This is a genomic window from Geodermatophilus sp. CPCC 205506 (assembly GCF_051383635.1).
Classification (GTDB): Bacteria; Actinomycetota; Actinomycetes; order Mycobacteriales; family Geodermatophilaceae; genus Geodermatophilus.
On sequence record NZ_JALPKP010000047.1, the window covers coordinates 1 to 11,603 of the forward strand.

At 73.5% G+C, this 11,603-nt stretch carries 10 protein-coding genes; 5 read left to right on the forward strand and 5 right to left on the reverse strand.

Annotated elements, in window-relative coordinates; all coding sequences use genetic code 11:
* Positions 1-112: 112 nt before the first annotated feature.
* Positions 113-1,279 (reverse strand): acyl-CoA dehydrogenase family protein, encoded by a 1,167-nt coding sequence (locus MY520_RS21950; RefSeq protein ID WP_436694696.1) that lies wholly within the window; start codon positions 1,277-1,279, stop codon positions 113-115.
* An 18-nt stretch (positions 1,280-1,297) separates the two neighbouring features.
* On the reverse strand, positions 1,298-2,704 hold the full coding sequence (locus tag MY520_RS21955; RefSeq protein WP_436694697.1) for an aldehyde dehydrogenase family protein: 1,407 nt from the start codon (positions 2,702-2,704) through the stop codon (positions 1,298-1,300).
* Between the two features lie 135 nt (positions 2,705-2,839).
* Between MY520_RS21955 and MY520_RS21960 the strand changes: the two genes are divergently transcribed.
* The 4 genes from MY520_RS21960 to MY520_RS21975 all read left to right on the forward strand — a co-directional run bounded on the left by MY520_RS21960 (position 2,840) and on the right by MY520_RS21975 (position 6,456).
* A complete protein-coding gene (locus MY520_RS21960; RefSeq protein ID WP_436694698.1) occupies positions 2,840-3,688 on the forward strand; it encodes an enoyl-CoA hydratase-related protein in 849 nt (282 codons plus the stop codon).
* A complete protein-coding gene (locus MY520_RS21965; RefSeq protein ID WP_436694699.1) occupies positions 3,685-3,879 on the forward strand; it encodes a ferredoxin in 195 nt (64 codons plus the stop codon). Before MY520_RS21960 ends, MY520_RS21965 begins: the two co-directional genes overlap by 4 nt.
* Entirely contained in the window at positions 3,872-5,494 is a 1,623-nt protein-coding gene (locus MY520_RS21970) for a class I adenylate-forming enzyme family protein (RefSeq protein WP_436694700.1), read from the forward strand. The genes MY520_RS21965 and MY520_RS21970 overlap by 8 nt, the downstream gene beginning before the upstream one ends.
* A gap of 98 nt (positions 5,495-5,592) precedes the next feature.
* A complete protein-coding gene (locus tag MY520_RS21975) occupies positions 5,593-6,456 on the forward strand; it encodes a PaaX family transcriptional regulator (protein WP_436694701.1) in 864 nt (287 codons plus the stop codon).
* Between the two features lie 6 nt (positions 6,457-6,462).
* Here the strand turns inward: MY520_RS21975 and MY520_RS21980 are convergent, their stop codons facing one another.
* Positions 6,463-7,677 (reverse strand): CaiB/BaiF CoA transferase family protein, encoded by a 1,215-nt coding sequence (locus MY520_RS21980; RefSeq protein WP_436694702.1) that lies wholly within the window; start codon positions 7,675-7,677, stop codon positions 6,463-6,465.
* On the reverse strand, positions 7,674-8,900 hold the full coding sequence (locus tag MY520_RS21985) for a cytochrome P450 (protein WP_436694703.1): 1,227 nt from the start codon (positions 8,898-8,900) through the stop codon (positions 7,674-7,676). The genes MY520_RS21980 and MY520_RS21985 overlap by 4 nt, the downstream gene beginning before the upstream one ends.
* Positions 8,901-8,986: 86 nt before the next feature.
* Between MY520_RS21985 and MY520_RS21990 the strand changes: the two genes are divergently transcribed.
* Positions 8,987-9,841, forward strand: a complete 855-nt coding sequence (locus MY520_RS21990; protein ID WP_436694704.1) for an enoyl-CoA hydratase/isomerase family protein — start codon at positions 8,987-8,989, stop codon at positions 9,839-9,841.
* 72 nt (positions 9,842-9,913) lie between these two features.
* Here MY520_RS21990 and MY520_RS21995 read toward each other — a convergent pair whose 3' ends face one another.
* Complete coding sequence (locus tag MY520_RS21995; RefSeq protein ID WP_436694705.1) at positions 9,914-11,554, reverse strand: AMP-binding protein; 1,641 nt, start codon at positions 11,552-11,554, stop codon at positions 9,914-9,916.
* Between the last annotated feature and the right edge of the window lie 49 nt (positions 11,555-11,603).

The window sequence follows — 11,603 nt, forward strand, 5'->3', positions numbered from 1 at the left end:
CCCCGACCAGCCCCTGTTCCCCGGCCACAGCAGCGACGACCCCGCCGGCATCGGCGCGACCGCCGCCGCCTGAGCCGGACGGTGGACCCGGGCCGGGCCGGGGTCCACCTGGTCAGCGACGCCGGTCGTAGGGCAGGAAGTCCGGCCCGTACCGCTCCCGGGCGATGATGATCTTCTGGATCTGCGCGGTGCCGTCGGCGATCTCCACCGCCATCACGTCACGCAGCCGCTGCTCGAGCGAGTACTCCTCGGAGTAGCCATAGTTCCCGTGCAGCAGGAGGCAGTCCTTGACCGCACGGCTGGCCATCGCGGGGCCGTACCACTTGGTCATCGCGGCCTCGGCGGTGTGCCGCTCCCCCACGGTGCGCCTCCAGAGCGCCGAGTAGCACAGCAGCCGGGCGGCCTCGAGCGTGGTCAGGTGCTCGGCGAGGGGGAACGACACGCCCTCGAAGCGGGACAGCGGTGACCCGAACGCCTCGCGCTGCCGCACGTAGTCGGCGGTGAGGTCGAGGGTCGCCTGCGCGCACCCGATGCCGGTGAGGGCCAGCAGCGGCCGGGTGAAGTCGAAGCCGCCGAGCACGTTGCGGAACGCCGACCCCTCCGGCCCGAGCCGCGCGTCGGCCGGGAGCCGGACGCCGTCCAGGTGCAGCACTCCGCGGCCCATCGGCTTCCACCCGGTGTCGGGGATGTCGGACTTCCCCAGACCGGCGGCGTCGAGGGGCAGGAGGAAGGTGGACACCCCGACCGGGGCGCCGTCCCGCACCGTCCGTGCAGCGATGATCATCGCCTGCGCGTGTGCGAGCATCGTGACCGACGTCTTCTCGCCGGTCAGCACGTAGCCGTCGCCGTCGGCGACCGCCGTGGTGGTGACGGCCGTCGCGTCGGACCCGGTGGCCGGCTCGGTGAGCCCGAACGCGACGTACACCTCCCCTCGCACCAGGGGGTCCAGCCACTCGCCGCGAACCCGCGGCGAACCGTGGGCCGCGATGAGCGAGCTCATGAGCATCACCGGGATCGCCGCGTTGCCGAGGTTGAAGTCGGCGTAGGCGAGCTCCTCCACCGCCAGTCCGGCGGCGACGAAGTCCTCGCGGTCGAGCGGGTTGTGCCCGGGGCCGGCGAGCAGGCCGAAGACGCCGAGGTCGGCGATCCGCCGGTGCTCCTCCCACGGGAAGGCGTTCTGCTTGGCGCGCGCCAGGTAGCCGTCCGCCAGCTCGGCTCGGGCGAACCTCCGGACGGTGTCCCGGATCGCCCGCTGGTCCTCGTCGAGGCCGAAGTCCATCTCTCGTCTCCGTCCCGCTCAGGCGGCCGGCCGGTGGACGACCTGGAGCTGGGTGAACTCCTCCAGCCCCCACGGGCCGTTCTCCACACCCAGGCCGCTGTCCTTCGAGCCACCGAAGGGCAGCGCGGGGTCCAGGGCGAGGTGGTCGTTCACGAAGGCCGTGCCGCAGTCGAGCCGCGCCGCGACGTCCGTCGCCCGGTCGAGGTCGGTGCCCCACACCGAACCGGACAGACCGAAGCGGGTGGCGTTGGCCCGCTCGACCGCCTCGTCCACCGTCCGGTAGGTCAGCACCGGCAGCACCGGGCCGAACTGCTCCTCGTCGACCACGCGCATGCCCTCGCGCACGCCGGTGAGGATGGTGGGGGCGAAGAAGTAGCCGGGCCCCTCCAGTGGAGCTCCGCCGGTCGCCGCGGAGGCGCCGTCGGCCAGCGCGTCGGCGACGAGCCCGCGGACCCGGTCGTACTGCACGCGGTTCTGGATCGGCCCGAGGTGCACGCCCGGCAGCGTCCCGGGGCCGACCCGCACCCGGCGGGCGCGCTCGGCGAGGACGTCGACGACGGCGTCGCGCAGCGACTCGGGCACGAAGACCCGCTTCACCCCGGCGCAGATCTGCCCGTTGTTGATGAAGGCCCCCCAGAAGAGACCCTTGCCGATCGCCGCCGGGTCGGCGTCGTCGAGCACGATCGCCGCGTCGTTGCCGCCCAGTTCGAGGGTGACGCGCTTGAGGTCCGGCGCGGCGGCGGCCATGACGGCCTTGCCGGTGGCCACGGACCCGGTGAAGCTGATCTTGCCGACCGCCGGGTGGCCGGTCATCCACGCGCCGAGGGCGTCCCCGCCGCTGACCACGCTCACCACGCCCGGGGGCAGCACCTCGTTGACGACCTCGCCGAGTCGCAAGGTGGCCAGCGGCGTGTAGGGCGAGGGCTTGAGCACGACGGTGTTGCCCGCCCGGAGCGCCGGGCCGAGCTTCCAGCCGGCCAGCAGCAGCGGGTAGTTCCACGGCGTGATGGCCGCGACGACGCCGATCGCCCGGCGGCGCAGCCGCGCCGTCCTCCGGCCGTCGTCGAGGATCGTCTCCTCGCCCAGCTCGAGGGCGGCCGCCGCGCGCAGCCAGCGGGACGTCTCGCTGACCTCGATGCCCGCCGCGGAGAGGGGTTTCCCCTGCTCGGCGGTGAGCAGCGCGGCCAGCTCGCCGGCGTGCGCGTCGATCGCCTCGGCCATCGCGTAGAGGGCGGAGACCAGGGCGGCCTCGTCGGCCCGCCAGGCGCGGCCGGCGGCCGTCGCCGCTGCGAGCGCGGTGTCGAGCTGCTCGCGGGTGCAGTCGGGGGCGTCGGCGAAGACCGCGCCCGTGGCGGGATCGACCACCCCGAACGTGGCGGGCGCCTCCGTGGCCCGACCGCCGATCGTCGTGCTCGGACCACTCATCGATTCCTCCTGCAGGCCACCGGTTCGCAAAATCACTCGACAGACTATGGCATTCAGTTTCCTTCGTTGTATAGAGTGAGGACACCACGACCGGAGGCGTCACAGCGGGTGACGCGCGGTCGGCGAGGAGGTGCGGTGGACCTCAAGGTCACCCGGTACGAGGTCGACCCCCACGGCGTCGCCACGCTCACGCTGGACCGGCCCGGGCGGGGCAACTCGTGGACCGGGCGGATGCACGACGAGTACCGCTGGATCTGCCAGCGGCTGGACGACGACCCCGCCGTCCGGGTCATCGTGCTGACCGGTGCCGGCGACGTGTTCTGCGCCGGGGCTGACTTCAAGGCGCTGGACTCCTACGTCGGCGCGACGGAGTACGACCCTGCGCTCTCCGCCGACGCGGCGCGCCCCGGGTACGGCGTCCGTCGGGAGTTCGACGCCGACATGGTCTGGCAGCTCGGTCTGCGCACGCCCCTGATCGCGGCGGTCAACGGCGCCTGCGCCGGGATCGCTGTCGCCCTGGCCGCGTTCTGCGACCTGCGCTTCGCCGTCGAGGACGCCAAGGTCACCACCGTGGCACCGCGCATCGGTCTGCCCGCCGAGTACGGACTGGCCTGGATCCTCCCCCGCCTGATCGGCGTCACCCACGCCGCCGACGTCCTCTACACCGGCCGGGTCATCCGCGCCGCGGAGATGCGGGACTGGGGGTTCTTCAACCGGGTGCTCCCCCGAGGGGAGTTCGCGGCAGTCGTCACCGAGTACGCCCGCACCCTCGCCGCGGCCTCTCCCGCCGCGGTGACCACGACCAAGCGCCAGCTGTGGGGCGACCTGCTGCACGCCGACCCGGCGGCCGCCATCGAGACCAGCAAGCGGCTGATCGGCGAGCACATGCGCACCCCCGACTACGCCGAGGGCGTCGCCGCCCTGAAGGAGAAGCGCCCCGCGCGTTTCGCGCCGCCGTCCACCGAACCCGAGGAGACGTCGTGAAGGTCCGCGTCGACCCGGCCCTGTGCCAGGGCCACAACCGGTGCTACGCGCTGGCACCGGACCTCTTCCAGCTCGACGACTCCGGCTTCGCCAGCGCGGTCGGCGACGGCACCGTGCCGCCCGGCCGGGAGGAGGCCGCCGAACTGGCCGCCGAGAACTGTCCCGAGACGGCGGTGCTCCTCGATGACTGAGTCCCCCGTCCGGACCGCCCCGCCGTGGGGCCGGGAGGTCGTCGACGGCGAGGTCGACGGCCACCCGGTCCGCGTGTACGCCCGGCGCCCACGCTCCATGGCGGAGTTCCTGCTCACCGCTCGACGCTGGGCCGACCGCGAGCTGCTGGTGCAGGGCGAGCGCCGGCTGACCTCGGCTCGGACGGAGCAGGCGGTGGCCCGGGTGGCCGCGCTGCTCCGCGAGCGCGGCGTGCGGCCCGGCGACCGGGTGGCCGTCGTCGGGTTCAACTCCATCGAGTGGATGGTCGGGTTCTGGGCGCTGCAGACCCTCGGGGCCACCGCCGTCCTCGGCAACGCCTGGTGGAGCGACGAGGAGCTCGCCGGCGCCCTGGAGCTGGCCGACCCGGTGCTCGTGCTCACCGATCGGGCGGTACGGCAGCAGGCGCTGACCTTCCCGGAGCTGCGGGCCGTCGTCGACCGGGTGGACGAACCCGCCGAGCTGGTCCTCGCGCCGGCCGACGAGGACGCGCCGGCGCTCATCATGTTCAGCTCCGGAACGACCGGTGCACCCAAGGGCGTGCTGATGTCGCACCGCGCCGTCGTCGCGAACATCCAGAACCTGCTGCTGCTCACCGGCCGACTGCCCGACGAGCTGCCGGACGCCCACCCCGGCACGGTGAGCATGCTGTCGGTCCCGCTGTTCCACCTTGCCGGGATCCAGGTCAGCTGCACCACGCTGCTCTCCGGCGGTTCTCTGGTCTTCCTGGAGGGGAGGTACGACCCGGCCGAGGTGCTCCGGCTGATCGAGGCTGAGCGGGTTCGGGTGTGGGGGTCGATCCCGACCATGGTCAGCCGGGTGCTGGACCACCCCGACCTCGCCGTCCGCGACGTCTCCAGCGTCACTTCGGTGCCCATGGGCGGCTCCGCCGTCTCCCCCGAGCTGCGCGAGCGCGTCGCCGCGGCCTTCCCCGGCATGCGGGCGAGGAACCGGGTGGGCAGCCTCTACGGGCTCACCGAGGCCGGGGGCGTGCTCGCCGCCGGCTCGGGCCGGGACGTCGCCGACCGCCCGGGGTGCGTCGGCCGCGCCCTGCCCGTGGTCGAGCTGCGGATCGCCGACCCCGACGCCGAGGGAGTCGGGGAGATCCAGGCCCGGACGCCGACGTCCACCGGCGGCTATCTCGGCGAACCGGGCGGCATCGCCGACGCGGACGGCTGGATCCCCACCGGCGACCGGGGCCGGCTCGACGACGAGGGCTGGCTCTACGTCACGGGCCGGTCCAAGGACATCGTCATCCGGGGCGGGGAGAACGTCGCCTGCGTGCACGTCGAGGAAGTCCTGCTCACCCACCCCGACGTGCTCGAGGTGGCAGTCGTCGCGCTGCCGCACGCCGACCTCGGCGAGGACGTCGGCGCCGCGGTCGTCCTCCGCCCGGGTTCCGCCGTGAGCACCGACGAACTGGCCACCCACGCCCGTACCCGGCTGGCCCGCTTCGAGGTGCCCGGCGCCTGGTGGGTCCGCCGCGATCCGCTGCCGCTCAACGCCAGCGGCAAGGTGCTGCGCCGGGAGGTCCGCCGGGAGTGGCTGGACCGCGGCGGGGCGACCACCGACGAGCGCGCGACCACTCCGGCCGGGTGAGCCCGCCCCGGACCTCGGGAGGCTCCCGCCGGGTCCGGGTTAGGGTGCCGCGGGGTACGCGGGAGCCGGACGCGGCCGGACCAGGAACGGGGTGGGGCGTGAGCGCCGTCGAGACGGATGTCCCGGCCGGTGCCGGCGGCGAGCTGGGCCTCGGCAGCGCCCGATCGGTGCTGCTGACCGTGCTGGGCGAGCTCGTGTGGCCCGAGGACCGGCCGGTGTGGACCTCGGCCCTGCTCTACGTGCTCAAGGGCCTGGGCATCGAGGAGCAGACCGCCCGCCAGGCGATCGCCCGGGGGGCGGCCGCCGGCTGGATCAGCGGCGAGCGGCACGGCCGCGAGGTGCGCTGGTCGCTGACCGACCAGGGCAAGCAGCTGATCGCCGAGGGCGCCACCCGGGTGACGGGCATGAGCGCCCGCGACTCCGGCTGGGACGGGCGCTGGCTGGTCCTCCTCGTGACCATCCCGCACACCCACCGGACGGCGCGCAAGCGGCTCTACGCCGGCCTGACGTGGGCCGGCTTCGGCAACCCGACACCGGGCGTCTGGGTCAGTCCGCACCCGGAGCGCCAGGAGGAGGCGGCCCGGCTGATCGACGAGCTGGACCTCGCCGGGCAGACCCTGTCCTTCGTCGGCCCGTCGGGGTCGATCGGCCTCGACGACGCCGACATCGTGGCGCGCGCCTGGGACCTCGACGAGCTCGCGGCCCGGTACGAGGGGGTGCTCGAGGCGGTGGACGCCCTCGACCCCGAACCGGGTGACCCGATGCTCTTCACGCACATCCGCGTGGTCGGCGAGTGGCAGCGGGCGCCGTTCAGCGACCCCCAGCTCCCCGCCGAGCTGCTCCCGGACTGGATCGGCCGCCGCGTCGCCGACCGGCTCGCGGCCCTGCGCGCACAGTGGTCGGAGGCCGTGCACGCACGGTGGCAGGAGATCAACACCGCGGACGGTGTCATCGCCGGCTGACCCGGGTCAGCTCTCCGCGGCCGTCAGCTCGGCGATGGCCGCCTCGTCGAGACCGAGCTCGGCGAGCACCTCGGCCGTGTGCTGGCCCGCGCGCGGCGGTCCCGGGACCACGTCGCGGCTCGTGCTCCCGAAGCGCACGGGCGCGTCGACGCTCTCCACCGGGCGGCCCTCGATCTCGGCGCCTTCGATGCGGATCCAGGCGCCCATCGCGCGGGCCTGCGGGTCCACCACCACCTCGGCGGGGGTCTGCACCGGCGCCCACCACACGTCGTGCTCGTCGAAGACCTCGGCCCAGTGCGCGAGCGGGTGCCCGGCGAAGGCCGCGTCGAGGACGGGGATGAACTCCCGCCGGTTCTTCGAGATCGCCCGCGCCGTGGCGAACCGCTCGTCCTCCAGCAGGTCGGTGCGACCGATCGCCGCGAGGACGCGGGGCAGGTGGCGTCCGGCCTGGACGCCGACCAGGTAGAACCACCGGTCGTCCGCCGTCCGGTAGGAGTTGTACAGCGGCGTCGGGCAGACCTCGCGCGGGTAGGGCGGCCGGGGCCGTCCGCCCATCGCCTGCACCCCGAGCTCCCCGGCCAGGGCCCACATTCCGGTGCGCAGCAGCGAGGCCTCGACGAACCGGCCGCGGCCGGTCCGCTCCCGCTCGTGCAACGCGGCGAGGACGCCGGCCACCGACGTCATGGCGGCGAAGGTGTCCCCCAGCCCCTGCATGAGCGGGGCCGGCGGCTGACCCTGGGTGGTGATCTCGTGCGCGATGCCGGTGCGACCGAAGAACGAGGCGAGGTCGTAGCCGGCCCGCTCCTCGTCGGGACCGCCCCAGCCGTAGGCGGTGAGCGAGCAGTACACGAGGCGCGGGAAGCGCTCGGCGACGACGTCGGGCGCCAGCCCGAGCCGGCGCAGCGCGGCCGGACGGAGGTTGGTGACCAGGACGTCGGCCTTCTCCAGGAGGGCTTCGAGCGCGGCCCGGCCGGCGTCGGAGCGGACGTCCAGTTCGATCGAGCGCTTGCCCCGGTTGGCCGAGGTGAAGGCGCCGTTCGGTGCGTCGGGGTTGGCCCCCATGGCCCCCCAGATGTGCCGCATGGGCTCACCGCCGCGCGGCTCGACCTTGACCACGTCGGCACCCCAGTCGGCGAGCACTCCGCAGGCGGCGGGCCCCGCCATCCAGTGCGCGAGCTCGACCACCCGGAGGCCGGCCAGCGGCGTGGGCGCCTCGCTCATCGGGCCGCCGTCGCCACGGCCCCGGCCGGCTGCTGCGCGCGCTCGACCACGACGGGCACGTGCTCGGGCCCGCGGGTCTGTCCACCACTCCAGGTCACCTCGGCACCCTCGGCCAGCCGGAAGGCGGGCATGACGCGCAGCCACTCCTCGAGGGTGACCTTGACCTCCAGCCGGGCCAGGTTGGAGCCCAGGCAGCGGTGCGGGCCGGAACCGAACGTCAGGTGCCGGTTGCGGCGCCGGTCGACCTGCACCTCGTCGGGCTCGGTGAAGACGGCGGGGTCGCGGTTGGCCGCGGCGAAGGGCAGCACCACCCGCTCACCGGCGTGGATGCAGCGGCCGTGCAGCTCGACGTCCTCCGTGGCCAGCCGGCCCACGGTCACCGGCGCGTAGTAGCGGAGGAACTCCTCGACCGCGGTGTCGATCAGCGACGGGTCGGCGACCAGCCGCTCGCGGTCGGCCGGGTTGCCCGCGAGGTGCCACAGCGTCGAGCCGATGGCACTCCAGGTGGTGTCGGCGCCGGCGATGAGGACGAGGAACGCCGCCCCGATGCGGTGCTTGCGGCTGAGCGGCTCGCCGTCCATCTCCGCCGTCGTCAGGTAGCTGAGCAGATCGGTGCCGCCGGTCGGGGCGGCCGCGCGCTGCTCGAGCAGGCCGGCGAGGTAGTCGATGATCTCGCGGACCGCCTGGGCGCGGACGGCCTGGTCTGTGGGGCCCACCCGGATCATCCGGATCATCCAGTCGTGGAACTGTCCCCCCGGGGGTACGCCCAGGATGGAGGTCAGCACCGTGAGGGTGAGCGGCTGCGCGTAGTCCTCGATCACGTCGCCGGAGCCGCGCTCGGCCAGCGCCGCCACCAGCCGGCGCGCCTCGGCGCGGATCATCGGCTCCATCTCGGCGACCCGCGCGGGCATGAAGTAGGGCATGAGCACGTCGCGGTGCGCCTTGTGCTCCGGCGGGTCGGAGGTCAGCGGCGGGAGGTACAGACCGCCCGCCGACTCCAACGGCCCGGCCACCTCGATGGCCCGGGAGGTGAAGCGCTCGGCGTCGCGCGCGGTGTCCCGGACGTCGTCGTAGCCCGCCAGCATGTAGGAGCCGCCCCACTTGTCGGTGTGGGCGACCGGGCAGCCGGCACGCATGGCCGCGTACTGGGTCTCCGGATCGGCGCGGAACTCCTCGGAGTAGAGGTCGTAGCCGTCGGCCGGGTACACCACCTCGTTGGTCATACGGGAGAATCTACGCCCTAGGTAACTGACTGTCGATAGCTGTAAAGTGTCCTCGTCTGCTCGTCCGATCCCCTGAGAGGTGCCCGGTGCCGGAGAACGTCCGCCTGGAGAAACACGGCCCCGTGGCCCACCTGGTCCTCGACCGTCCGGAGAAGCACAACGCGCTGCGGTTCGACGACCTCGACGACCTGGTCGACCTGCTACACGCCGCCGAGGACGACGACGACGTCCGGGTCGTCGTCCTGCGCGGCGAGGGGCCGAGCTTCTGCGCCGGTCACGACTACGACGACGCCGTCCGCTCCTACGGGCTGGAGCCCGGCCCCGAGGGCGAGAAGCCGCGCCGCCCCAGTCAGCGCAGCCGGCTGCTCCGCGACCGCCGGCTCGGCGCCGGCTACATGGCCTTCCACTACGCGCTGAAGCCGGTCATCGCACAGGTACAGGGCGCGTGCACCGGCGCGGGCCTGTACCTGGTGGAGCTGGTCGACCTCGCGATCGCCACCGAGACCGCCCGGTTCAGCCACGCCGAGCAGCGGCTGGGGTTGGCCGGCAACACCTGGCACCTCAACACCCAGATCCTCAAGTACGGGCCGAAGCGGGCCCGCGAGCTGCTGCTGCTCGGGGACACGTTCGACGGCGTCCAGGCCGCGGAGTGGGGGCTGGTGAACCGGGCCGTGCCCGAGGAGGCCCTCGCCGCGACCGTCGAGGAGTGGGCCGGGCGGATCGCCGCGCACCCGCGCGACGCCCTGGTCACGGGCAAGGCGATGTGGCAGATGGCGCTGGACAGCCTGGGGGGCTCCCAGCAGTTCGCCCGCGGCTACGTCGGCCACACCCTCGGCACGAACCTGCGCCTGGAGCCCGACGAGTTCAACTTCCTCAAGGAGCGCGCGCGCCGCGGCACCCGGGAGTCCTTCGGCGACCGCGACGAGCACTACTCGGGCTGACCGCCGGCTGACGCCCAGGGGGCCCGGGAGCCACTCGGCTCCCGGGCCCCGGAGGTCGACCGCTCGGGTCGATCAGGCGTGCTCCACGGCGGACAGCGGGGTCAGCACACCGGCGTTCACCTGGTCCCGGAGGACGAACTTCTGCACCTTGCCCGACGGGGTCATCGGGTAGGCCTGGGTGACGAACCAGTGCACCGGGACCTTGTGTGCGGCGATCCGCTCCCGGCACCAGGCGCGCAGGTCCTCGGCGAGCAACGGGGAGGACGGGTCGGCCGGGCGCACCACCGCGGCGATCTGCTCACCCCACCGCTCGTCCGGGACCCCGATGACGGCGACCTCCGCGACCTGCGGGTGGGTGAACAGCAGGTCCTCGATCTCCCGCGGGTAGATGTTGATGCCACCCCGGATGATCATGTCCTTCAGCCGGCCGGTGACCCGGAGGAACCCCCGGGCGTCCATCGTGCCGAGGTCCCCCATGTGCAGCCAGCCGTCGGCGTCGATCGTCGCGGCAGTCTCCTCGGGGAGCTCGTAGTAGGCCAGCATGGTCTGGTAGCCGCGGCAGCAGATCTCCCCCTGCTCGCCGATGGGCAGTGTCTCCCCCGTCGCCGGGTCGACGATGCGCACCTCGAGCTCGGGCAGCGGCTGCCCGACCGTGCCGGCCTGGTCGGCCGGGGAGTCCGTGAGCCGGGTCTGGCTGATCACGCCGTGCATCTCGGTCTGCCCGAACAGGATGCTGAACCGGCAGCCCAGCCGCTCCATGACGCGGTGCACGAGCGTCTCGGGGACCGCGGACGCGCCGGACATCATGGTCTGGATGCTCGACAGGTCGCGGGTGGCGCAGTCGGGGTGCTCGAGGACCGCGATGAGCATCGTCGGGACCATGAGCGAGTGCGTCCCCCGGTAGGTCTCGAACAGCTCGAGGGTCAGGCCCGGGTCGAAGCCGGGCATCACCACATAGGTGCCGTGCACGGCCAGCGTGCCGAACTCCGTCACCGCTCCGCCCCCGATGTGGTACATCGGCATGGCGTTGACGCAGACGCCGCCGTCCTCCATCCCGGCGCGGAGCGCGACGAAGTGCGCCTCGTTCACCAGGCCCTTGTGGTGCAGCAGCGCACCCTTGGGGAACCCGGTCGTTCCGGACGTGTACTGGATCTGCACCGGGTCCAGCGGTGCCACGGCCGGCAGTTCCCGCCCCGGGTCGCCGGAGTCCAGGAACGTCGACCAGTCGGTGAAGGAGACGGTCTCGCGCAGCGCGGGGGTGTGCGGACGGACCTCGGCGGTGATCGCCCCCAGGTCGGCACCGCGGTACTCGTCCACATGGAACATCCCCACGGCCCCGGACTGGGCGAGCACGTACTGCAGCTCGTGTGACCGGTAGGCCGGGTTGATGGCCACCAGGACCATCCCGGCCATGGCGATCCCCTGCTGCAACACCACCCACTCGGCCGCGTTCGGCGCCCAGATCGCGATCCGGTCCCCGGGCTCGAAGCGGGCGAGCAGGGCGCGTGCCACGCGCTCGACGTCGGTCAGCAGCCCGGAGTAGGTCCACTCGCGGCGGGCAGCGGGATCGGGGACGGCGTCGACCAGGGCCAGCCGGTCGGGGGCGGCCGCCGCCGCCTCGCGGAGGAGGTCCCCCACGGTGATGTCGCGGACACCCGAGCTGGGCTCCGCCGGCCAGTAGGACTGCTCGAGGTGTACGGGGATGGCGGTCATCTGCTTCTCCTGCTCGCACCGGGGCCGTCAGGGCGCGGCGTTCGGGACT